We start from the raw sequence: 22,510 nt of genomic DNA on the forward strand, positions 1-22,510 counted from the left end.
ACGCCCTCCCTTTTCAGATCGCCACCTGCCGTCCGGTCCAGCGCCCAGCCTCGCGACGCGCAATGACCAGTGCTTCGCCAGTGCCGGACGCCGCAGCAACCAGGCCATCGGCAGCCCAGATGGCACTTTGCCCGGCAGAGGTCCAGCCGCCCGTTGGGCCCCCATGGTTGGCCATCACTACCAGCATACGGTGCTCAGCCGCGTACCCCTGCAACAGAGTGGTATCGGCAGCATAGCCAGCCTCGCTGATCAACACGCCGGCGGCATACACGTTTGCTCCCGATTGCGCGGCATTGCGCGGATGACTGGAGTGGGAGAAATCTGCGCACACCGCCAGCGCAATCCGATCGTCTCCCCACGCCAACGCTGCACCGCCCTGTCCCGCAATGAATGCCACCTCTTCGCCGGGATGCAGATGCTGCTTGGTGTAGACCCCCAAGGAGCCATCCGCCCCCAGCACCAGGGCACCGATCAACACGCCCGTGCCTGGAGCCAATCGGATCGGCATGCCCACCACCGCCGTCAACCGCAGCTCTCGCGCCATTTCCCGCAGGGGCGCCAGCCGTGCGTCTTCAGTCGCTATGGCCAATTCATCCGCCAGGGACGGTTCATACCCGGTCAATGACAGCTCTGGGAACACCAGCAATTGCACGCCATGGCCGGCTGCCGCCCGCATGAACGCCAGGTGCCGCTGAAGATTGGCCGGCACATCGCCCGCGATGGAAGTTGTTTGGGCTGCTGCAAGGGTCAAGGCAGTCATGGTCGCGTCCCCGCAATCATTATCGAAGTGCGACCAGCATATCGGCACTCCCCCCATAGTCGTAAGTACCTCCACGTAATAGAAATTACTGATTGAATCCAACCGCAAGCCTCTAGTAAGCTCCCCCCATCATTTGGAGACATACCATGTTGCAACTCACCCAAACCCAGGTTTGCCCTGCTTCCAGCGCCCCGCGCTCGGTCGTGGCTACCCGCGTTAACGGTTTGAGCGCACTGGTCAGCTTTTATTTTGGGTATTGGTTTAGCCACTGGCGCGCCTGATACCTGAAATCGGCGCCCACTACTCAAGGGGTCGCCTACCAGAGAAATCTAACCCCCGGTCGGCTCCCCGACCGGGGGTTTTGTTTTTTCAGGCCGCCACTTTTTTTGATTGATCAAGAACACTTAAAGGAATCACGTCATGAACTACGCCACTTATTACCGCTACGACACTTCCACTGCATGGCGATTTAGCAAGCTCCGCTCGGGACAGCCTGCCGCCTCCGATCGGTCACCTATTGGTGGCAAGCCAACTCACGTAGCCAATACGGCCAATTGTCGAACACCCCAGTAGGGCCAAGCGTGCGGGAACAGCCCGCCGCTTGCCCAGGAAGCCTTGAATATGAACTCCTCCGTCGCCGCTCTGCCCCTCTCTGCCCTGAACAGCGCCTTGACCAGCGCCAATGAAGCCCTGACCCAGCGCTTGCCCAGCGCGCTTGAGCTCAAGCACCAGTTGCCCCTCAGCCCGTTCCTCGACCAGCAGATCCACGCCCATCGCCAAGCCGTGCGTGCCATCCTCAATGGCGACGACTCTCGCTTGCTGGTGATTGTCGGCCCCTGCTCGATCCACGACCCGAAATCGGCCATGGAATACGCGCGCAACCTGAAGAGGCTGGCCCTGGATGTCAGCGACCAGATGCTGCTGGTGATCCGCGCCTACGTCGAAAAACCGCGCACCACTATCGGCTGGAAAGGCCTGGCCTACGATCCCCACCTGGATGGCAGCGACGACATGGCCGCGGGCCTGACCCTGTCCCGCGAGCTGATGCGCGAAATGCTGCGCCTGGGCCTGCCGGTTGCCACCGAGCTGCTGCAACCCATGGCCGCCGGCTACTTCGACGACCTGCTCAGTTGGGTCGCCATTGGCGCGCGCACCACCGAATCGCAGATCCACCGCGAAATGGCCAGCGGCCTGGGCCTGCCCGTGGGCTTCAAGAACGGTACCGACGGCGGCGTCGCGATTGCCTGTGACGCGATGCGCTCGGCCTCCCACCCGCATCGACACTTCGGCGTCGACAGCCAGGGCCACCCGGCGATCATCCAGACCTCGGGCAACCCCGACACCCATCTGGTGCTGCGCGGCGGTCACCGTGGGCCGAATTACGACGCGCAGAGTGTGGCCCAGGTGAAACTCGACCTGGCCAAGGCCAAGGTGGCCGCGCGGATCATGGTCGATTGCAGCCATGCCAACAGCGGCAAAGACCCGCTGCGTCAGCCGGCGGTGTTCAATGACGTGCTGGAGCAACGCCTGCAAGGGGATACCGCGCTGATCGGCATGATGCTGGAAAGTCATCTGTTCGAAGGCTGCCAACCGTTGAGCGCATCGATGAACTATGGCGTGTCGGTGACCGATGGTTGCCTGGGGTGGGATAGCACCGAGCAGTTGCTGCGCAATGCGGCAGAGCGTTTGCGGGAACACCGCGCAGCCCACTGACGGGCATCTGGGAGGGGACAGGCCCCCTCCCCCATTGAAGGGATGTTCGGTTCAGGACAGGGGGTGCAGCGCTTCGTCGAACTGCTCAAGTTTCGGGAACACCAGGGGCTGCTCATCCGCCAGCCCTTGCAGCCGCTGCTCGTACCCCATCAGAAAATCCTGCCGCGCTTCGGTGCTGATATACGGCACATGCCATGCCACAAACGGCGCCAGCACCTCAAACCCCACATACGCCAGCGTCCCGCGCAGAATCGGGCGCAACATCTCCTCCAACGGACCATGGATCGCCCCCTCGCCGAACATATGCTCGCGCCCACCCAAGGTTACCGTGACCAGCGCCCGCTTGCCCGCCAGCCCACCCTGATAGTAAAAGCGCTTACCGCCGTAACACACCCCCGACACCAGCACCCGGTCGATCCACCCCTTGAGCATCGCCGGTGCCGAGAACCAGAAGATCGGAAAATTAAGGATCAACAGATCAGCCCACAGCAACTTATCCAGCTCACCCTGGATATCCGCCGCTATCGACTGCTTTTTCACCCCCAGGCGCTGCTCCAGGGCGTACACCAGGTAGTCGGGATTCTCTCGGGTGGAAAAATCCGACGCCGATACCACCGGGTTCCAGTTCATGGCATACAAATCGCTGACCTGCACCGCATGCCCCAGTCCTTGCAGCGTGGCGATGGCCTGGTCGCGCAGCGCGGCGGTAAACGACTGCGGCTCCGGATGGGCATGCACAATCAAAACTTTCATGTCAGTTCCTCAAGCAATAGGCGCCGCCCGTTGGGCCAGTCAAACCGCTCGGCCACAACGCTGGGTGTGAGGATGTCCCGTAGGTGCATGGCTTGAGTCATGTGGTGTTCGCCCATGGTCTTGCTCCTCTGAAGGTCAACAGGCACAGGCATGTTTCAGCTCGATCAAGGTCACGCCATTGCGCTTGAAGCCATTGCGCAAGTCCGTTTGCAGTTCATCCAGGTTCTGTGGCTGGTTCACCGTGCAGCCGAATGCCTGGCCGAGCAGCGCGAAATTCGGATTGCGCGGCAGCACGCCGATAGGTTCGATCTCGAGGCTCAGCATGTCGTCGCGGATCTGGCCAAGGGCGTCGTTGTTCCACAGCAGTACCACCAGCGGGCTGTCCAGTTCCTCGACGGCGGTCGCCAGTTCCTGGGCGGTGTAGAGAAAACCGCCGTCGCCCACCAGCACCAACCCCGGGCGTTGCGGCGCGGCGAACTTGGCACCGATGCCCGCCGGCAGGCCATAGCCCAGCGTGCCGTAGCCAGTGGGGTGCAGCCAGCTGCGCGGCGCGCGGCTTTGGAAGGCATAGTTGCCGGTATAGGCCAGTTGGGTCATGTCGCTGCTGATGAAGGCGTTGACGGGCAACTCGGCGTGGATACGCTCGAAAATGGCCTGGTGGATCGACTGCAATGGACCGTGCCCCCGCGCTATTGCCTGCCGCAACGTCGCGACGTGTGATGCCGCCGCGTCAGCGTCGCGCGGTGCAGACGGCAGGCGTTCCAGCAAGGCCCGTAAGGTCTGCTCGGCGTCGCCGTTAAGCGCCACCGCACAGGGGTAGACATCATTGAATTTGCGCGGGTCGATATCCACCCGCAGCAGCTCGCCCTTGAGCGGCAAACGCTCGCACCAATAATCGGTGTCGGCCATCTCGGTGCCGACTGCCAGCACCACATCCGCCTCGCTGATCAGTTGCCAGCCCGGCGCCACGCAAAGGGTCGCACCGGCATTCAACGGGTCATCGATCGGCAACAGGCCTTTACCCGCGACACTGGTGAAAAACGGTGCCGCCAGCACTGTGCTCAAGCGCCGCAACACCGCACCGGCCGCCAGCGCGCCACCGCCGGCAATGATCATCGGGCGCCTGGCCGCAGAGAGTTTCGCCGCCGCCTGATCCAGGCAGTGCGCCGCAGGCAGGCCGCGCCCGGGACGCCGCACCACCTCATGGCTCCAGTCCCTTTGAATGGGCGCCGCCAACACATCCAGTGGTACCGAGATATGCACCGGCCGTGGCCGCTCACTGTCGAACACGGCATAGGCACGGGCGATCAATTCGGGCAAGTCCTCGGCACTCAAGGCCACCGCTGAAAACGCAGTGATCGGCGCGGTGATCGCCCGCTGGTCCTGGGTCTCATGCAAGCTGCCCCAGCCCTTGCCCAGGCTGGCGGTGTGGTTGACGCTGGAAATCACCAGCATCGGGATCGAGTCCGCGTAAGCCTGGCCGATGGCCGTTGCCGCATTGGTCACGCCGGGCCCGGTGATCACAAAGCACACCCCCGGCTTGCCGCTGACCCGCGCATAACCGTCGGCCATAAAGCCTGCGCCCTGTTCGTGGCGAGCCAACACGTGGCGAATGCCGCTGCCAGGCAACCCGCGATACAGCTCCAGGGTGTGCACGCCGGGAATGCCGAACACCGTGTCGACCGCATAGTGGGCCAGCAATCGCACCAGGGCTTGGCCGCCGGTCATCGTTTTATCGTGCATGCTCATCTCCTAAACGAATCAACGCATCGACCGCCGTGGCGCCCTGGGCATTGACCAGTAATGGGTTTACATCCAGTTCCAGCAATTGCCCGGCGTTGGCGCATGCGTAGTCGGCCACTGCACGGATGGCGGCGACCAACGCGTCCATATCCGCCACCTCGCGCCCGCGAAAGCCTTGCAGCAAGACAGCGCTGCGCAAGCTGAGCACAGCATGGCGGATCGCATCATCCGTGGTGGGCAGCAGCAGGCTGCGGCTGTCTTTGAGCAATTCCACCAGGACGCCCCCGGCGCCAATCACCAGGGCCAGGCCGAAGTCATTCTCGCGCTTGATGCCGACGATCAACTCGGCCAACGGCGGCGGCGCCATGGATTCCAGCAACAATTGATCGAAGACCACACCCGGTGCGTACGCGGCAATGTGCGCGCGCATCTGCTCAAGCGCAGTCGCCAGGGCCCCGCCGTTTTGCAGGTTCAGCGCCACGGCCCCGGCTTCGGTTTTATGCGGTAACTGAGCGCTGACCGCTTTGAGCACCAGCGGGTAGCCCAACACGCTCGCATCGGCCAGTGCCCGCCCCGGTGTACTCAACACCGCGGCCGGGGTGTTCAAGCCGAAAACCCGCAAGGCTTGCTTGGACGCCCACTCATCCAGCGCCAGGCCCTGGCCTTGCAAAGGGAGGGGGCACAGCGGAGCGAGGCGGGATTCGCCCCGCGCCAGCAAGATGCGTCGCTGATGTTGATACCCAGCGATCCGTCCCCAGGCTGCGAGTGCGTCCTCCACACCTTGCAACGCAGCAATGCCTTGGGCATGCAAACGCTCACGGGCATGGGGCGGCAGCAATTCGGGAAAAGCCGAAGTGACGAAACCGGTCTTGCCGTGCCGACTGAGCGCATTGCAGAACAGCTCGAGCAACAGGTCGCATTCCTGGCGCTCACCGGTGAATTCAGCCGGGTAGTCCAGTACCAGCATCGCAGCATCGGCGTCGGTACGCAGGACTGTGTCGAGCATGCTGTTGAGTGCCGTGCTGTCGCCCCAGATGGCAGTGGTGAAGTCCAATGGGTTGACCAGGTTGGCGTAGCTGGGCAACACCTGCGCCAGTTCACCGCGCTGGTTTTCATCCAGTTTGGGCAAGGCCAGGCGGTTGCGCTCGGCATAGTCTGCGATCAGCCCGGCATCGCCCCCGGAACAGGCCAGCGCAATCAGGCGATGGCCGCCCGGTAGATTGCCGCACGCTGCCGCCTTCAACGTCTCGACAAAACTCACCGGGCCACTGACCCGGATCACGCCCAGCCGCGCAAACAGGCTGTCGTACAACACATCGGAGCCGGACAACGAACTGGTATGGCTCAACGCCAGCTCGGCACCGATCTGCGACACGCCGGTTTTCAACGCGATAATCGGAATACCCTTCTCCAGCGCCTTATGCGCGGCGCGGGCAAACCCCGGCACATTCTTCAAACCTTCCAGGTGCAGGCCGATGGCAGTAACGCGTGGTTCATCGAGCAACACATCCATCAGTTCGGCAACGCCCAGCTGCGCCTGGTTACCCACCGAAGCCATATAGGCCACCGGTAACGAGCGATCGCTCATCGACAGGTTATAGGCGAAGTTGCCGCTCTGGGTCAGCACCGCCACGCCCTTCTCGACGGCCTTGCCGCCATGGGCCACCGGCCACAGCGCCGAGCGGTGCAGGTAGTCGAGCAGGCCGTAGCAGTTGGGCCCCAGCAAGGCCATCTGCCCCGCCGCCGCCAGCAACTGCTGCTGTAACGCCGCGCCACTGGCACCGGTTTCGGCAAAGCCAGAGGCATAGCAGATGGCGCCGCCCGTGCCGATAGCCGCCAGCTCGGCGACGCAGGTCAACGTCAGCTCACGGTGGGTGGCGATAAATACCGCGTCCGGGCCGCACGGCAGGTCGGCGACGCGGCGCACACAGGGAATACCCTCGAGGTGGTCATGCTGCGGATTGACCAGCCACATCGGCCCGGTAAAGCCACCCTCGGCACAACGCTTGAGGGCACGCGCCATGCTGCGCCCGCCGACGAACGCCAGGTGCCGGGGCGCCAGCAGGCGCTTGAGATTGTCGCGAATAGCCTGGGACATGAGCGTTCTCCGCGCCGATCAACGCAACAGGGGCCGCAACAGTTCGCGGGCGATGATATGGCGCTGGATTTCCGAAGTGCCTTCCCAGATCCGTTCGATCCGCGCGTTGCGCCAGATACGCTCCACCGGGCCTTCATCCATCAAGCCCATGCCACCGAAAATCTGCACAGCTTCGTCAGCGACCTTACCCAGGGTTTCGCTGGCAAACAGCTTGGCCATGCCGGCCTCGCCGTCGGTCATGCTGCCCTGATCCATCTTCCAGGCGGTGTGCAGGGTCAGCAATTCGGCGGCGCGAATCTGTGTGGCCATGTCGGCCAACTTGAAACTCACCCCCTGATAGGTGCCGATGGGCTGGCCAAACTGTTTGCGGTCCGCCGCCCATTGCAGGGATACATCCAGCGCGCGCTGGGCCTGGCCGACGCAATTGGCGGCGACCATTACGCGGCCGGCGGTGAGCCAGGCGTTGGCCACGTCCCAGCCTTTGCCCACGTCGCCAAGCACCTTGGAGGCCGGGACCCGGCAGTCGTCGAAGAACATTTCATAGGTGTGGTAACCACGGTTGCTCACGCACTTGGGGCCCCGGCGAATGGTCATGCCTGGGGTACCCCGGTCCACCAGGAACGAAGTCACCGCATTGCGCTGGCGACCGTTGTGTTCATAAGTGTCGGTGACGGCAAACACAATGGCGAAGTCGGCATGGCCGGCATGGCTGATGAAGTGCTTGCTGCCATTGATCACGAAGTCATCGCCACTGCGCACGGCGCGGGTCTTGATGGCGTTGGCATCCGAGCCGGCACCCGGTTCGGTCAGGGCAAAGCAGTCGATTTTCTTGCCTTGCACGCATGGCAACAGGTAGTCGCCAATCTGCGCGCCGGTGCAAGCCATCAGGATCTTGGACGGGCGCGCGACAAACACATGCAGCGCCCACGAGACCTTGGACAACTCCCGCTCGATCAACGCCTGGGACAGGTAATCCAGGCCACCGCCCCCCACCTCTTCCGGCATGTTGAACGCGTAGAAACCCGCGGCGATGGCGGTGTCGCGAATCTGCGCGGCGAGTTCCGGGGGAACCGCGTCGGCACGGTCTACCGCCTCCTCGTGAGGCAATAATTCCCTGGCAACAAAACTGCGTACCGCGTCCACCAACATGTCTTGTTCTTGGCTGAGTTGGAAATTCATGGCGCTACCTGTTCGGGGTCTTGTTATTGGCCGCAGAAATTCGCCGGGCGTTTTTCCAGGGAGGCGCGCAAGGCTTCGGCACCATCGACACTGCGCCCACACAACAAGCCTGCCGCGCGTTCTGCCTGGAGTTGCTCGGGCAGGCTGCGGTGGGCGCCCTCACGGATCAACGTCTTGGTCAGGGCGAAGGCGAGGGTCGGGCCGTTGGCCAGACGCGTCGCCAGATCGAGGGTGCGGGCGTGCAGTTGATCGTCAGCGACCACTTCGCCCACCAGCCCTGCCGCCAGGGCGCGATCGGCGCTCCACAGCTCGTCGAGGAACAGCAGCCGCTTGGCTTGTTCGTTGCCAATCAGGCGCGGCAAGTGCCAGCTGGCACCGGCGTCCGGGGAGTAGGCCATGCTGGTGTAGCCGGCCTTGAAGCGCGCCGCTTGGCCGGCGATGCGCAGGTCGCAACACAGGGTCAGGTCCATGCCGGCGCCGACGGCGGTGCCGTTGATCGCGGCAATCGTAGGTTTGTCGAGGGTGTGCAGGCGGGTCATCAGGGCGTGGGCGGTTTCGGTCCAACCGTAGGTTTCCAGGGCGCCACGAGCATCTGCCTCGGCCCATTCGGCGAGGTCGGCGCCGGCGCAGAAGCTGCGACCGCTGCCGGTCAATACCACCGCGCGCACAGCCGGGTCGCGGTTGAAGCCGTCGAGCAAGGCCTGCAGGTATTTGAGCGTGGGGATATCCAATGCATTGCGCTGGGGACCCCGATTAAGGGTGATCCAGGCAATGCCGGCTTGCACTTGGGTGAGCACGGGCGCATCGGCAGTCATGGCTTCCTCGAATTATTTTAATTGGCTTGAGGGGTGCGACATGGGGCGATACTAAACGAGTGTTCAACAAGGTTGCAATTGGCAGGCTGTATAATTTTCCAAAGGCCAATACCGACCCGGACATTGCATCCAGGCGGCGCAAAAACTCAGGGTTTGAGCTGGTAGCGCTGGCGACCGGCGCCTTGCAGGCCGTCGACCCAGGCTTCACAGATCTGGATGCCCTGCTCCGGCGTGAAGGTGCCGGGGTTGAGCCCCGACTCCAGCCACAGCCCGTCAAGCAAGGCACTCAGGCCGATGGCCGCAAGGTCGGCGTCGAACGGCTCCCCCCCCTCCTCCCGGGCCATGTCGGCCAGGGCTGAACGCATGATGGTGCGGTACTCGGCATAGGAATGTTCGTGGGCCAGGTTGATGGCCGGCGCAGTCTTGACCGCGCCCCAGAACACCAGCCAGGCGTCGAGCAATTGCGGGTCGAGCAGCTCGGCGGAAAACGAGCCACGGAACAACGCCGACAACCGCTCACGGGGGCTGGACGGGGCCTTGGCCATGGTCTCGCGCAGCAGGTCCATGACCTGGCCGGTGACGGTGCGGTAGGCCTCGGCCACCAACTCATCCTTGCCGGAGTAGTGATGGCTGATCAGCCCCACCGATACCCCGGCCTCGGCGCTGATCTTGCGGATCGAAGCGCCCTGGAAACCATCGCGCTTGAGACAGGTGAGCGTGGCCTGGACCAGATGGGCCTTGCGCAACTCCGGGTCCATCCGGGAGAAACGGGTTTCCTGGGTCATGGGGGTATCCTTCGGTTGAGTCGGCCGCACGACTCTACATCAGTCGCGGTAGCCCGGCGACAGCCGATCCAGCGTGCGCAGCAACGCCGCCCACGCTTGTCGCCCAGGGCCACGGCTCACGCCCTTGCCCACCCATCCAACCGGAAATGCTGCATTCGTGACTTGCAGTCAAGACTCCTTTTCGGATTCAACGGTTTTTCCGAAGGAACGACGGGCGGATACTCGGCGCCATTGTTTACCCCCTTCAGGAGTCACTGATGTCTATCCCCACGCACACCGTACCCGCCTTCGGCCTCGGCACCTTCCGCCTGCAAGGCCAGGTGGTGATCGACTCGGTCAGCACCGGCCTTGAACTGGGCTATCGCGCCATCGACACCGCGCAAATCTACGAAAACGAAGCCGACGTCGGCCAGGCGATCGCCAACAGCGGCATCCCCCGTGAAGAGCTGTTCCTCACCAGCAAGATCTGGATCGCCAATTTCGCCGAAGGCCAGTTGATCCCGAGCCTCCAGGAGAGCCTGCGCAAGCTCAAGACCGATTATCTGGACCTGACATTGATCCACTGGCCATCGCCGGAAGACCAGGTACCCGTCGCCGAATTCATGGGCCAGTTGCTGGAAGCCAAGCGCCTGGGCCTGACGCGCCAGATCGGGATTTCCAACTTCACCATCGACTTGATGAAGCAGGCCATCGCGGCGGTCGGCGCCGACAACATCGCCACCAATCAAATTGAACTGCACCCCTACCTGCAAAACCGCAAGGTGGTGGCGTTCGCGACAGCCCAGGGTATCCCGCTCACCTCCTACATGACCCTGGCCTACGGCGAGGTGCTGAAAGACCCGGTGATCCAGCAGATCGCCGAACGCCACCATGCGACCCCGGCGCAAGTAACCCTGGCTTGGGCCATGCAGAGCGGCTATGCAGTGATCCCATCGTCGACCAAGCGCGCCAATCTGGAGAGCAACCTCAAGGCCCTGGAGCTGACCTTGAGCGATGCCGACATGGCACAGATTGCTGGGCTGGAGCGCGGCCATCGCCTGACCAGCCCCAAGGGCATCGCACCGAAGTGGGACTAGACCCCAGCCACCGGCACGCGGGACAACTCCCGCAGCCACGGCAATACCCGAAGGCCCGTAGTGGCCTCGGGTGGATCAATGATGTCCATGAAATGTTCAAGGTTGATGGGGTCCGGCACGCCGGGCAGGCGAACCAGCACCGCCGGTGTGGCGCCGGTCGGTTGGCCCAGGTCCTGGTGGTCGTAGACCAGCACATGGCGTACCTGGGGTTGCGGCTCGCTGGCATGGGCCGCCAGCCCCGCATTGATGATCAGCACATCAAAGGGCTCGGCCGGAATGGCGGTGAGAATCTTGACTTCTTCGAAGGTCTGCACCGGAACGATCCGGTGGTACCCCAGCTGATTGAGCATTTTTTCGATGTATAGGCGTTGCAGGTGCTGTTCATCGGCAATCAGGATAGTCAGTGCTTTATTCGGCATGGCGAACCCCTGGGAGGCAGTCAGTGCTCGTCAGTGAGCGCCGCCCATTTTCCAGACATATCCCGAAGACAAAATCAGGCATATTCCCTCTTCACGTAGGATTTCTCCCAAACCCACCGAGTGGCACTCAACCCCAGTCAAGGCTGATTGCAATAACGGCTCAGATGCTGATGCAAATCACCGATCGCTTCCCCGACCGCTTGCGTCGCCGCCTCCAGTGCAGTGTGATCGCGCTGCTCACACACCCTCTCCAGCGTCTCGCAGACCTCGATCAGCGCCTGTGCCTTGACCATCCGCGCGCCACCCTTGGCGCGGTGCGCAAGGTCGTGCAGCCCGGAAAAGTCAGCCTGGTGCTGCAGGGACGACAACCGTGCACGATCGGTTTCCAAACTCTCGAGTAATGGTATCAATAGCTCTTTCAGGGCGGCGTGATCATCGCCCGTCAAGGCGATCAGCGCGCTCAGATCAAACAGGGGTTCAGCCTCCGGCGGGGAAAAGCTGGCGCTGCGCACGGCCAACGCCGCGCGTAAATCTTCCAGACCGGTGGGCTTGAACAGGCATCCGTCCATGCCCGCCTGGCGACAACGCTCGACCTCCTCAGGCTGGGCATTGGCGGTAAACCCCAGCAGCAGGCACGGCACCAACCCACGCTCACGCTCTTGCGCACGAATATCCCGCGCCAATGTGTAACCGTCCTTCAGGGGCATATTGCAATCGGTGATCACTCCGTCGAAGTGACCGGTCTGCCACAGCGCAAGCCCCTGTACGCCGTCTTCCGCCGTGGTAATGCGATGCCCGAGGAAACTCAATTGCCGAGTCAGCAGCACGCGATTGGCCGGGTAGTCATCCACCACCAGGATGCTCAAGGCACACGCCGGCGGCAGGTGCGCGGCGGGTGCCAATCCCGGGGCCGGCATGGCGTCGGTGGTGACCAGTGGCAGGCTCACATCCACCCGTGTGCCCTGCCCCAGCACGCTGGTCAAGTGCAATTGCCCCCCCATCATTTCGCACAAGTTACGGCTGATCACCAACCCCAGGCCAGACCCGCTGCGCGCCGATTGCTCAGTGTTGCTACCTTGGATAAACGGGTTGAACAAGCGCTGCTGGTCTTCGGCACTGATACCGATACCGGTGTCCTGCACCCAGAGTTTGAGGGTCAGTTGCTCACCCGCTAACAGCCCTTGAGCGCCGAGCTGCACCTGGCCTTGGGCGGTGAACTTGATGGCATTGCTCAACAGGTTCGACACCACCTGCTTGAAGCGCAGCGGGTCGATCAGCACCGGGCGATCGAGCGCCGGATCGAGCTCCACTTTCAACGCCAGGCCCTTGGCTCGCGCCAGCCCTTCGAACACCCGCGCCACCGACGCCAGCAACTCATGCAGGTTGGCCGGTGCCTGGTCCAGGGACAGATGGCCGGACTCGATGCGGGCAATATCGAGAATGTCGCCAATCAACTCCAACATGCCGCGCGACGCCACCGACGCCACCTCCAGCGCATCACGGTCGGCCCGGCCCTGCTCAGCGTTTTTCAGAGCCAGCTCGATCATGCCGATCACTGCGTTCATCGGCGTGCGGATCTCATGGCTCATCGTTGCCAGGAAGGTGGTCTTGGCGCGGTTGGCGGCGTCGGCTTCGTCCTTGGCTTCCTGCAACTGGCCGAGCAGGCGCTGGCGTTCGCTCACGTCCACCCAGCCGGCGATCATGCCCACCACATGGTCGTCGCCATCACGATACGGCAACATCCATTGATAAATGGTCAGGACCTCACCACTGGGCACCCGGAGTATGCGGTCATGAATCTGCGGCTCGCCCCGCGCCATCAGCCGCAGGTAATCGTCATGATAGGACTGGGCTTGCGGCCGGTTACCCGTATCGGTTTCCACCACGGTCTTGCCGATCACGTCTTCCAGCTTGAAGCCGAATACCTCGAGGTAGGCGTTATTGCAGGCCATCAACCGCCCCTGGCGATCGCGCACATAAATCGGATGGGGCGTACCGTCGATCAATACACTCATAAAGCGCATCTGGTCGCTCAACGCCCGTTCGGCCTGGACCCGCTTGCGAATCAGATTGCGCAGGTACATGGCCCAGCCCAGGGTGACCAGCAACAACAATGCAGCCAGCCCGAACCCCTGGATGATTGCATTGCGATGGCGCAGCCAATAGCTGTCTTCGATGATCACTTCACTGCGCCAATGGTTGGTCAGTTCGTCCATTTCCTCGGGCGTGATGCTCAACAACGCCTTGTCGAGGATCGAGTACAGCTCCAACTGGCTACGGTTCACGCCAAAGGTGATGCGTGCCGGTTCGGCGCCGACCGTGCTGGTCACCCGCAGGCGGTCGCGGTAATAGCGCGCGATCATGTAGCGCGCGCTGATCAATGACAGCACAGTCGCGTCGGCGGCGCCGCTGGCCACCATCGCCATGGCTTGTTCAGGGTTCTCGGTGTCGACGAACTCGACACGCGGGAAGTCGCGGGCAATACGCTCGCCCAGCGTATTGCCTCCGATAAAGGCCAGGCGTTTTCCAGCCATGTCCTCCAGGGTGAGCGGGCTTTTTCCATCAAGACGGCTGACCAGCACATAGGGATTGGTCAGGTAAGGTCGGGTAAAACGGACCTTTTCGGCGCGCTCATTGCTGGGGGTGATCACCGCGATCATATCCACGTCGCCCATACTGGCCGCGTCGATCTGGCGAGGCAGCGAACTGCCTTTCACCACATCGAATTTCAAGCCGGTGCGCAGGCTGATCCGCGACAGCACTTCGGCGCTCAACCCCTCGAATTCGCCCTTGGCATTGAAAAACGACAGGGGCAGGAACTTGTCGAGCACCGCGACTTTCACTCGGGGATGTTTCTCCAGCCAGCGTTGCTCACCCCGGCTCAGGCGCAGCCGGTCGGCCTCCAGGAAACCACTGCTGCCCGCACTCCAGCGGCGCAGGATCTCCAGCTGCGTATTGACGGGGATGGTCGCCAGTGCCGCATTGAGGATGCGCAGCAATCGATCATCGCCCCTGGCCACGGCAAACGCGAACGGGTTGACCTCCAGGGCGGAAAAATCCGCCATGCGCACATTGTTGAGGTGGTTCTTGCTGATCAGATACCGGGTGCTGATGGCATCGCCCAGGTACACATCCGCTTGCTCGAAGGCTACGGCGCCAATGGCTTCGAAGGTCGAGGCAAACAGCTGCAGGTGGGCCCGAGGGTAAAACGCCTGCACGGCGGCGGGCTGCATGTAGTGATAGAGCATGGCCACGCGCTTGCCGGCCAGGTCGGCACTCAGGGCCTGGCTGTCCCCGGTACGCGTGACCAGGGTCGGCTGATCATTGGCATAGGAGCGCGACAGCACCAGTTGCGGGTCTGCGGCCTCGTAACCATTGGCCGAACCGAGGAAATCCACCTGGCCTTGCTTAAGGGCTTCGATCACCTCATCGCGCGTGTCATAGCGCCGTACCTCGACGGTGATATTCAGCGCCTGGGCCACCAGCGCCGCGTAATCGGCGGTGATCCCTTCCAGCTCGTCATTATTGTTGCTCAGGTCGAACGGCGCGTAGTCCGGCGCGGAGACGCCCATCAACACGCTGCGCCGCTCGCGCAGCCAGCGCCAATCGGCTTCGTCCAGCTCAACGCCGGGGTTTTCAAGGTGGGAGTGGCCCAGCAGCCGCAACGGGTGCGCTTCATCCAGGGCCACCGCGAACAGGGGCAACAGGGCCGCCAACAGAATGGCCGCGAGTCGGGCAAACGCGGAGGCGATCATTTCAAATCAGATGATTGCGCTGGGCAAATTTGGACAGGTGCACCACCGATGACATACGCAGTTTCTCCTTGAGACGCGTCTTGTAGGTGCTTATGGTCTTGTGGCTCAGCAGCATGTCTTCGGCGATTTCCTTGTTGCCCAGGCCCAGGGCCAGTTTCTGCAACACCGTCAACTCACGATCCGAGAGCGCCTCCACCATGGCTTGCTCGGTAGATTGCAAATCATCGCGCCGTACCGAACTGGTGGGCAAGCTGGGGAAGCAGCTGTAGTTGGACATCACCGCCTTGATAGCCTTCTGCAGTTCGTCCAGCTCGCCGGTCTTGGCGACAAACCCCATGGCCCCGGCGCGCATGCAGCGGGTGGAAAAAAACACCGCCAGGTAGGAGGTCAGCACAAGGATCTTGCACGGCAGGCCAAGCGCCTTGATCCGAGCGATCACCTCCAGCCCGCCCAGCTTCGGCATTGCCAGGTCGAGGATCACCAGATCCGGGCGCCCTTCCCTGGCCTTCTGCACAGCATCTGCACCGTTGCCCGCCTCATCGATCTCAGTAAAGCCTTCCTGCTTCAACAGATACCGGACCGTGGCCCGGATAAATGGATGATCATCGACAATTAACGCTTTACTCATATAACTCCCCTGGGAGGACAAAGTACGCTGACACATCACACGGGACTCGGGTACCTGTGAGAAATGACAGTTCCGACAAGCGGTACTGCCTTTCCCCTCAGGACGCCAGCCAGGCAGTGCCTGGTCCCTTCAATTGAAAAACACCTTGACCCTATAAAGCCGTACCTTTGCCGCCGGCCAGCCGCAAGCGCGCAACCTTAGCAATGAGGTGGCGTATTATTTGAAGGGATACTCCTGACTGAATGTAGGACTTTTCCTCACAAAAAAGCATAGCCCCGTGGGCCTGGCTATGCCTGGCGGGGGGTCAGTCAGTGGTACTCGGGCTCCAGAAGGCCTGTACCACCAGCGTCGAGGTGGAAATGCGCGCAACCAGGGCATCCAGCTCGTCGCCGTCTACCGAGGTGGCCACCAGCGTGGCCTCGATTTCCACTTCGTCGCTGCCGAACGGCCGGACGTCGACGTCGCTGGCCGGGTAGTTGCAGCGCGCCAATTCGGCCTCCAGCAAAACCATGACCGCCTGCTGCTGGCTACGCCGCGCAATGACATAGAGGATGTTGGTCACCTCCGCCGACACCACGTCCAACGGCTGGCGGTTGATGTTGTTCACGATCGGGCGCAGCAACGTGTTGGCCGCCAGTACAAACAGCGTCCCCAGCAGCGCTTCGAGGATCAGGTCGGCGCCGGCACATGCCCCCACCGCCGCCGAGGCCCAAAGCGTGGCGGCGGTGTTGAGCCCGCGCACATTGCCTTCTTCGCGCATGATCACGCCGGCACCCAGAAAGCCGATACCCGATACCACATACGCGACCACTCGCACCGCGCCCTCCGCGCCGCCCAGGCGGTTGGCCATGTCGACAAATATCGCTGCGCCCACCGCCACCAGCACATTGGTGCGTAAACCCGCCGTACGCTGGCGATATTGGCGCTCGAAGCCGATCAGCCCACCGAGGATAAACGCGGCGGTGAGGCTGATCAGGGTATCGATCAGGGAATTGAGGTTGATGTTGTTGATTGCCTGCATAAAAAACTCCATGAATGCCTGAGCAAATTGAAACCACCGTTGCTCCCGATGGAGGCCCGTCAGCCGTCCCTCACAAGGGCCAGGGGTGGTCGATACAGCGTGTTACTGCCAGCCAAACTTACGGATGCGGCCCCCCTTTACTGCCGGGGCCAGGCCCCTATACGCCAGCAGAATCAGCGGCAGGAACACAACGTACAGCGACGGCAGCGCCTGTAATGCCAGGCGACGGAAGTGCCGGGCGATATGCCGGGTCTCGCAGGAAGCCGGCGAAAAACGCTTTCACCAGAGTGAGGTTCATGGTGTGACTCCTGCGTGAGGAAAAAACCGTCATGCAGGTACTGCCCATCCGCGCCACGCCTGTCAGACAGGCATAGCCGGCGGGGCCCGCCTGCCGTAACAGGCAAGCGCGTCCGTAGCATCCCGAGTCAACTCAGGTGCAGGTCAGCGTCGATGAGAGGGATCAGGCAGGCGCCAGGACTGGCCGCTGCCGGGATGCCGCTTCTCGCTAGGTGGCGAGACAACGGCATCTGGAAAATGCGCGTTACCTTGCCAAGTATGGGCCGGTTACCGAGACCGGCTGACAACTGTCACTCGAACAAGTACCCACTGAGGGTCTCCGCTATTGATGAAAACGCGCGAAGCTTACGCGCCGATTACAGGAGAGTAAACCGTAGGAAATTTTCCGCATGGGGAATAAGAATATTCTTCAGGACGGGTTCAGGAAGCGATTTTCAACCCTCCCCAAAGCCCGCTCCCACAATGGAAGAGTGGACAACCATGGCTACTGCGCCTCGGCCCGATCCCGCGCCACGCGCCTCAAGTAATCATCGACCTGCCCACCGGCCAGCGCCTTCACCTGGATCGCCACGCGGTTCACCTGGCGCCCCATCCTGATCCCCTCCCGAGTCCGCACCGTCACGTACCCCAGCTTGGGCCAGAAGCGCTCAGCCTTGGCATTGCCAAGTACCACGGTCAGCCGTAGCCACTCGGCGCCCTGTGTCACCGCCCATGCTTCAAGATCCACATGCAGCCGCTGCGCCAGCCCTGTGCCGTGCAGGCGCGGGTCCACCAGCAGCAAGCCGATATGCCACACGCCCAACGCGAGCAGGTCCGCGGCGATATTGACCACGGCGACGAGTTGGCCTTGCCCATCACGGTAGCCCAGCCAGTACATCCGGCGGCAGCGCCAGCCTGGCGGCAACTGGCCCTGCAGTTCCTCGCGGGCCTCGTTGGGCGTGGCCGGTTCACCGTTGACCGCCAGGAAGTAATCCGGCGCCTGCGCAAAAAACCGTTGCAGCTCAGCCTCATCGCGGCCCCGCAATTCAACCACCCGAATGCCCTCGATGGAGCAACCCGGTAACGCCTGTGGATCAACGTCCCTGTTCATGGCCTTTCAATCATCGCGCGTCAGTACTTCCAGCAATTCAATCTCAAAGCGCAAATCGCTATGGGGTTTGATATGCGCGCCCATCGAGCGCTCGCCGTAGGCCAGGTGCGCCGGCACGAACAACTGGCGCACGCCCCCCACCTGCATGCCCATCAGGCCCTGGTCCCAGCCCTTGATCACCCGCCCGGTGCCAATCACGCACTGGAACGGCTTGCCGCGCGCCCAGGACGAATCGAACACCGTGCCATCGACCAGGGTGCCAGTGTATTGGGTGGTGATCAGCGCGCCCTTGACCACGGCCTTGCCGGTGCCTGGGCGGATATCGGTGACTTGGAGGGTGTCGTCGCTCATGGAGGCTCTCGTTGAATGCGCAAAGGCTGGGGTTTTCCCAGAATCAAACGCGTTTGGCAAGGCTGATCGCCAGCCGCCCACTGCGCGAACGATGCACCAGCAAGGTCTCCCGTGGATACAGGCACGCGCTGTAAATGCAGCGGCTCCACGCGGGCGGGCTGCTTCGGCAACAGCGGTGCAGCCTGCTCGAACAACTGTGGGCCGATCGCGCTCAGGTAACCCTCGACTTCACTGAACGAAGGCGCGGGGTCGATGGGTTGAACGTGCTCATGGCACTGGCTCCATGTTGATGAAAGAGGCATCAACATGGAGAGCGACAGGGGTTATTCGGTGTTAGACAGATAGCGTGGCAATGCGCCCTTCACGACACCAGACACTCCCCTCCTCAAGGCTCGAGCATGGCCAAAAAGGTCTTCGACTTTGCCAGCATCCCCAGGTCCTGCAGTACATCATTGACGGCATCGAGGGTCCCCAGGTCCTCTGGACTGCCGGCCCCATCGACCACATGTTTCAACGCGGTCAAAAACGCCACCCTGCCCGAATCCATGCGGTCTGACTTGGTCATCTTGGACGAGATTCGCTTACGGGCAGCAGCCATTTTTTCCTCTAGATGAACGCTAAACTCATTTTTTGTCATGGCCAGGCTCCTTACTCATCTATGCGGTGGACACATGCACCAGCCTACGGTGGGTGTAAGGGCTTGCCTACTGTCAGAGTTCACAGGTCCATACCAGTTGGTTTTTAGATACGTAGCGTCGTGAGCGACTACGTTAATTGATAATAACGTGTCGAACACATTCCGTTGTGGCAAGGAGGCTTACTATCAGGAGCATGTCACGCCAACTACCCTTAATTGAATGGCATGTTGGTCCAGCCCCTCATAACAAGGTGTAAATCCCACTCATAGCTTTGCTTCCCGACCGTGACTTTCAGATCAAGTAGTTTTCACCTACAAAACAACGCGACCTTCCTTAGCCAAAAATTACAACCTGCCTATTCCCGCCCCGCGAAATCACGTTCACGCTGTAAAAAGCCAATCAATTATTAATGGACAATACCAAAATGACTATCGGATCAGACTTCAATTACCCTGCAGACATCGCCACAAAACTCCATAGAAAAAAACGCTCTTCCAAAAGTAAGTGGACGGCAACCTTTCCAAACCCGCCAGATCTGTGTTTTGACTACCGCACTCTATTAGAACAAAAAAACGGAGTGGCACAAGCAACAGAGCCCCGTCATAAAATCTGTGTGATAGGCGCAGGAATTACAGGCCTAACAACCGCACGAGAATTACACAGGTGCGGGTTCACCAATATCACCCTGATTGAAAAATCAACGCGTATTGGCGGAAGACACCTTACGGCACTTGGAAGCAACAACACCAACACCCTTGGCAGACCCCCATTTGAAATGGGTGCAATGAGAATGCCTTTCTTCAACAAATCAAATGAACAACCAAAAGATGGGCGCTCGCTTATGGCGTATTACGCAAATGAGTTCGAACTGGCCCACTCAAATTTCCCGAACCCTGGTAGTCCATGGGTCCGATCAACTGGAATCTACCTCCAAGAAGGATGCATAGATGACAACGATCAACCAATAATGCTGATCTGGAAAAACACGGATGGAAGAACACCACCCCCAGGCAAGACCTTAGGGGTTGTCTTCGCAAAATGGACGGCATTCGCCGAGCACATGACATCAACAATCGCCCACTACTACGGCACTGACAAGTGGGAAGACTATTGGGCAGCTATCGTAAAGAGATACGAAGGCATTACATTTCGCGACCTTGTCAAAACACCAACGATTAACGCTTGGAACGCTAACGATCCTGGTAATTTTGGAGGTATGGGAATGACGGCAGAAGAATCAGCAATTTTTTACTCTATCGGAATCGGTGACGGTAGCTGGGGAGCATTCTATGACATATGTTCTCTTTATCCGATACGCACAGCCATATTCGGATTCAGCAGTCATCTCCAATTAATTCATGGGCGTGTAAATCCCGATGGCACGCCTATACCGTCCCCCTATTTGAATGCTCCTGAAGTTGTCGATTCAAAAGGACTAAAATTCAATAAGCCAAATTATATAGGCCTTGCATCTTTGGCAGAGTCTTTACTATTTATAAAACCGACCGAAACCCAGGAGTCTCTATACGAACACTTGATAAAACGAGAATCCGGATTACTCACCAGCAGTTCAGTAACGAAACTGGAAAAACTAAAAAACGGGCAAATCCGAGTTCACTACACCTGGCATCCCATTCAATCAAAAATCACAAACTCATATTTTATCGACTTCGACTCAGTGGTAATGACGCTACCTTCATGGATAATAGAGACGCAGATTCTTCTTGAAAACTTCAATCAGGACATGCTTCCATTTGAAATTATTGCAGCGTACAAAACCGCGCACTGGGAGACCAGTTGCAAGGTCTACGCCCCCCTCAAAAAAACGTTCCTATCAAATAACAAAAACATCCCACAAGCGATAGTTACCGACAGTTTCATACATGACGTATACACTTACCGCTACAACGAAAACAGCACCTATGATTGCATACTTCTCAGCTACACATGGGAAGACGACGCCACAAAATTGTCTTCATTCAGCGACAACGAACTCGTCGAAAAATGCATAGAAGAACTTGACAGAATCCTCCTGAAATCAACAAACATAAAAGAACGAATATCTCCCTACATAGGGCACAAACAAGCACTTGTTCAACGCTGGATGAAAGACAAGCACTCCTTGGGTTGCGCAAAACTCTATCGTGCGGGCACGTATTATGATGCTGTCAGCCTTATGAAATACAACAGAGACTTTTCATACACGTCGGGACTGTATCTTTGCGGCGAGTCATTTTCCGTTGACGCGGGCTGGACAGAGCCATGCTTCAGAGGCGCTATAGACACAGTGATAAATATTTGCAACAAAACCCACGCAAACTTCAACGGCGATTTCACAATGCAAGATTACCCCGAGTATATAAATAAAAATTAAAGACTCAACAGAATCAGACTACATCACGACAGGAATCATCTGACTTCCATTTAAACACTTCATCACTTCTTATAAACATTCAACCATCCCGGTTGCATAATAAGAGGTCACCCCCATGCAAGAACCGACAAGCCCTACCCGCGTTGCTGTTATTCAATTTGCTCCGCAAGTCGGCGTTTTCAATAGAGCCGAAAACCTGCGTCAGAGCCTCGAACTAGCAAACGAAGCAGTGAACGGTGGCGCCAACCTGATCGTTCTGCCCGAACTCTCCAACTGCGGGTATTTTTTCTGCAGTCGCAAAGACGCGTTCGATCACGCTGAAGCGATACCGGACGGGCCAAGCGTGCGGGCGTGGATTGATTTTGCATGCAGGCATCAGGTTTATCTGGTGGCAGGCCTGAGTGAGATTGAAGGGGTGCAGTTGTTCAACACTGCCGTGCTGTTGGGACCCGACGGATTCATAGGCAAATATCGGAAAGCACATTTGTGGAACCTGGAAAAGCTTTGGTTCACTCCTGGCGATACAGGCTTTCCGGTATTTGAAACCCCGATCGGCCGAATCGGTCTGCTGATTTGTTGGGATATCTGGTTCCCGGAGGTGCCGCGAATTCTCAGCCAACAGGGCGCCGATATCATTTGCAGCCTGAACAACTGGGTGTGGACGCCACCACCGCTTTTTGACGAGGCAGGCAAATGCATGGCGTCGTACCTGACCATGACTGCAGCCCATGTAAACAACGTGTTTATCGCCGCAGCCAGCCGCATCGGTGAAGAACGGGATGCTCGCTACCTCGGATGCTCGTTGATTGCTGGAACCAACGGTTGGCCGATTGGCGCCGTAGCTTCGGCCAATCGGCAGGAAATTCTGTTTGCCGACATTGACCTCACGAGTGCCCGTAGCGCCCCTATATGGAACAGCCTCAATGACCTGCAACGGGACCGGCGCAATGACTTATACGATCAGATGCTCGGGTATTCCCGACACCCAGCCCTGCCGCGCTGATCAGAGGGGACG

At 60.1% G+C, this 22,510-nt stretch carries 18 protein-coding genes; 4 read left to right on the forward strand and 14 right to left on the reverse strand.

Annotation, left to right across the window (positions count from 1 at the left end; translation table 11 throughout):
- Window positions 1–13: 13 nt before the first annotated feature.
- Complete coding sequence (locus tag A7317_RS15365) at window positions 14–760, reverse strand: carbon-nitrogen hydrolase family protein (protein WP_069076226.1); 747 nt, start codon at window positions 758–760, stop codon at window positions 14–16.
- A 621-nt stretch (window positions 761–1,381) separates the two neighbouring features.
- On the opposite strand from A7317_RS15365, the gene A7317_RS15370 reads away from it, so the two are divergent.
- The gene (locus A7317_RS15370; protein WP_069076227.1) at window positions 1,382–2,473 is read left to right on the forward strand and encodes a 3-deoxy-7-phosphoheptulonate synthase; all 1,092 of its coding nucleotides are present in this window, start codon (window positions 1,382–1,384) and stop codon (window positions 2,471–2,473) included.
- 51 nt (window positions 2,474–2,524) lie between these two features.
- Here the strand turns inward: A7317_RS15370 and A7317_RS15375 are convergent, their stop codons facing one another.
- The 6 genes from A7317_RS15375 to A7317_RS15400 form a co-directional block, all read right to left on the reverse strand.
- Window positions 2,525–3,226: an NAD(P)H-dependent oxidoreductase gene (locus A7317_RS15375; RefSeq protein ID WP_069076228.1), complete on the reverse strand. Its 702-nt coding sequence runs from the start codon at window positions 3,224–3,226 to the stop codon at window positions 2,525–2,527.
- Between the two features lie 135 nt (window positions 3,227–3,361).
- Complete coding sequence (locus A7317_RS15380) at window positions 3,362–4,969, reverse strand: 5-guanidino-2-oxopentanoate decarboxylase (protein WP_069076229.1); 1,608 nt, start codon at window positions 4,967–4,969, stop codon at window positions 3,362–3,364.
- Window positions 4,959–7,067, reverse strand: coding sequence for an acetate--CoA ligase family protein (locus A7317_RS15385; RefSeq protein WP_069076230.1), 2,109 nt, complete (start codon window positions 7,065–7,067; stop codon window positions 4,959–4,961). Before A7317_RS15385 ends, A7317_RS15380 begins: the two co-directional genes overlap by 11 nt.
- 18 nt (window positions 7,068–7,085) lie before the next feature.
- Window positions 7,086–8,246 carry an acyl-CoA dehydrogenase family protein gene (locus A7317_RS15390; RefSeq protein WP_069076231.1) on the reverse strand — a complete coding sequence of 387 codons (1,161 nt, stop codon included), beginning with the start codon at window positions 8,244–8,246 and terminating at the stop codon, window positions 7,086–7,088.
- Window positions 8,247–8,269: 23 nt separating this feature from the next.
- Entirely contained in the window at window positions 8,270–9,061 is a 792-nt protein-coding gene (locus A7317_RS15395; protein ID WP_069076232.1) for an enoyl-CoA hydratase/isomerase family protein, read from the reverse strand.
- A gap of 146 nt (window positions 9,062–9,207) precedes the next feature.
- Window positions 9,208–9,846 (reverse strand): TetR family transcriptional regulator C-terminal domain-containing protein, encoded by a 639-nt coding sequence (locus A7317_RS15400; RefSeq protein ID WP_069076233.1) that lies wholly within the window; start codon window positions 9,844–9,846, stop codon window positions 9,208–9,210.
- Between the two features lie 257 nt (window positions 9,847–10,103).
- Between A7317_RS15400 and dkgB the strand changes: the two genes are divergently transcribed.
- Window positions 10,104–10,922, forward strand: a complete 819-nt coding sequence (dkgB, locus tag A7317_RS15405) for a 2,5-didehydrogluconate reductase DkgB (RefSeq protein ID WP_024074529.1) — start codon at window positions 10,104–10,106, stop codon at window positions 10,920–10,922.
- Here dkgB and A7317_RS15410 read toward each other — a convergent pair.
- The 7 genes from A7317_RS15410 to A7317_RS15440 form a co-directional block, all read right to left on the reverse strand.
- Window positions 10,919–11,341, reverse strand: coding sequence for a hypothetical protein (locus A7317_RS15410; protein ID WP_024074528.1), 423 nt, complete (start codon window positions 11,339–11,341; stop codon window positions 10,919–10,921). The genes dkgB and A7317_RS15410 overlap by 4 nt on opposite strands.
- Window positions 11,342–11,478: 137 nt before the next feature.
- Window positions 11,479–15,096 (reverse strand): transporter substrate-binding domain-containing protein, encoded by a 3,618-nt coding sequence (locus A7317_RS15415; protein ID WP_069076234.1) that lies wholly within the window; start codon window positions 15,094–15,096, stop codon window positions 11,479–11,481.
- A 1-nt stretch (window position 15,097) separates the two neighbouring features.
- Window positions 15,098–15,724, reverse strand: a complete 627-nt coding sequence (locus A7317_RS15420; protein WP_024074526.1) for a response regulator transcription factor — start codon at window positions 15,722–15,724, stop codon at window positions 15,098–15,100.
- A gap of 304 nt (window positions 15,725–16,028) precedes the next feature.
- Entirely contained in the window at window positions 16,029–16,745 is a 717-nt protein-coding gene (locus A7317_RS15425) for an MgtC/SapB family protein (protein ID WP_069076235.1), read from the reverse strand.
- Between the two features lie 781 nt (window positions 16,746–17,526).
- Window positions 17,527–18,132, reverse strand: coding sequence for a GNAT family N-acetyltransferase (locus A7317_RS15430; protein ID WP_069076236.1), 606 nt, complete (start codon window positions 18,130–18,132; stop codon window positions 17,527–17,529).
- A 6-nt stretch (window positions 18,133–18,138) separates the two neighbouring features.
- Window positions 18,139–18,483: an FKBP-type peptidyl-prolyl cis-trans isomerase gene (locus A7317_RS15435; RefSeq protein ID WP_069076237.1), complete on the reverse strand. Its 345-nt coding sequence runs from the start codon at window positions 18,481–18,483 to the stop codon at window positions 18,139–18,141.
- 385 nt (window positions 18,484–18,868) lie between these two features.
- On the reverse strand, window positions 18,869–19,120 hold the full coding sequence (locus A7317_RS15440) for a hypothetical protein (RefSeq protein ID WP_069076238.1): 252 nt from the start codon (window positions 19,118–19,120) through the stop codon (window positions 18,869–18,871).
- Window positions 19,121–19,545: 425 nt separating this feature from the next.
- On the opposite strand from A7317_RS15440, the gene A7317_RS15445 reads away from it, so the two are divergent.
- Together A7317_RS15445 and A7317_RS15450 are read left to right on the forward strand one after the other, a co-directional pair.
- Window positions 19,546–21,495: a flavin monoamine oxidase family protein gene (locus A7317_RS15445; RefSeq protein ID WP_069076239.1), complete on the forward strand. Its 1,950-nt coding sequence runs from the start codon at window positions 19,546–19,548 to the stop codon at window positions 21,493–21,495.
- 115 nt (window positions 21,496–21,610) lie between these two features.
- Window positions 21,611–22,498 carry a nitrilase family protein gene (locus tag A7317_RS15450; RefSeq protein WP_024074520.1) on the forward strand — a complete coding sequence of 296 codons (888 nt, stop codon included), beginning with the start codon at window positions 21,611–21,613 and terminating at the stop codon, window positions 22,496–22,498.
- The last annotated feature ends 12 nt before the right edge of the window (window positions 22,499–22,510 follow it).

Source organism: Pseudomonas fluorescens (assembly GCF_001708445.1).
Classification (GTDB): domain Bacteria; phylum Pseudomonadota; class Gammaproteobacteria; order Pseudomonadales; family Pseudomonadaceae; genus Aquipseudomonas; species Aquipseudomonas gorinensis.

Excerpts from the sequence above, each read along its gene's own strand:
- A7317_RS15380 (WP_069076229.1), bottom strand. The coding sequence starts at position 4,969 with ATGCACGATAAAACGATGACCGGCGGCCAAGCCCTGGTGCGATTGCTG.
- A7317_RS15365 (WP_069076226.1), bottom strand. The coding sequence starts at position 760 with ATGACTGCCTTGACCCTTGCAGCAGCCCAAACAACTTCCATCGCGGGC.
- A7317_RS15395 (WP_069076232.1), bottom strand. The coding sequence starts at position 9,061 with ATGACTGCCGATGCGCCCGTGCTCACCCAAGTGCAAGCCGGCATTGCC.
- A7317_RS15450 (WP_024074520.1), top strand. The coding sequence starts at position 21,611 with ATGCAAGAACCGACAAGCCCTACCCGCGTTGCTGTTATTCAATTTGCT.
- A7317_RS15430 (WP_069076236.1), bottom strand. The coding sequence starts at position 18,132 with ATGAACAGGGACGTTGATCCACAGGCGTTACCGGGTTGCTCCATCGAG.
- A7317_RS15390 (WP_069076231.1), bottom strand. The coding sequence starts at position 8,246 with ATGAATTTCCAACTCAGCCAAGAACAAGACATGTTGGTGGACGCGGTA.
- dkgB (WP_024074529.1), top strand. The coding sequence starts at position 10,104 with ATGTCTATCCCCACGCACACCGTACCCGCCTTCGGCCTCGGCACCTTC.
- A7317_RS15440 (WP_069076238.1), bottom strand. The coding sequence starts at position 19,120 with ATGACAAAAAATGAGTTTAGCGTTCATCTAGAGGAAAAAATGGCTGCT.
- A7317_RS15385 (WP_069076230.1), bottom strand. The coding sequence starts at position 7,067 with ATGTCCCAGGCTATTCGCGACAATCTCAAGCGCCTGCTGGCGCCCCGG.
- A7317_RS15400 (WP_069076233.1), bottom strand. The coding sequence starts at position 9,846 with ATGACCCAGGAAACCCGTTTCTCCCGGATGGACCCGGAGTTGCGCAAG.
- A7317_RS15420 (WP_024074526.1), bottom strand. The coding sequence starts at position 15,724 with ATGAGTAAAGCGTTAATTGTCGATGATCATCCATTTATCCGGGCCACG.
- A7317_RS15445 (WP_069076239.1), top strand. The coding sequence starts at position 19,546 with ATGACTATCGGATCAGACTTCAATTACCCTGCAGACATCGCCACAAAA.
- A7317_RS15425 (WP_069076235.1), bottom strand. The coding sequence starts at position 16,745 with ATGCAGGCAATCAACAACATCAACCTCAATTCCCTGATCGATACCCTG.
- A7317_RS15370 (WP_069076227.1), top strand. The coding sequence starts at position 1,382 with ATGAACTCCTCCGTCGCCGCTCTGCCCCTCTCTGCCCTGAACAGCGCC.
- A7317_RS15410 (WP_024074528.1), bottom strand. The coding sequence starts at position 11,341 with ATGCCGAATAAAGCACTGACTATCCTGATTGCCGATGAACAGCACCTG.
- A7317_RS15415 (WP_069076234.1), bottom strand. The coding sequence starts at position 15,096 with ATGATCGCCTCCGCGTTTGCCCGACTCGCGGCCATTCTGTTGGCGGCC.
- A7317_RS15435 (WP_069076237.1), bottom strand. The coding sequence starts at position 18,483 with ATGAGCGACGACACCCTCCAAGTCACCGATATCCGCCCAGGCACCGGC.
- A7317_RS15375 (WP_069076228.1), bottom strand. The coding sequence starts at position 3,226 with ATGAAAGTTTTGATTGTGCATGCCCATCCGGAGCCGCAGTCGTTTACC.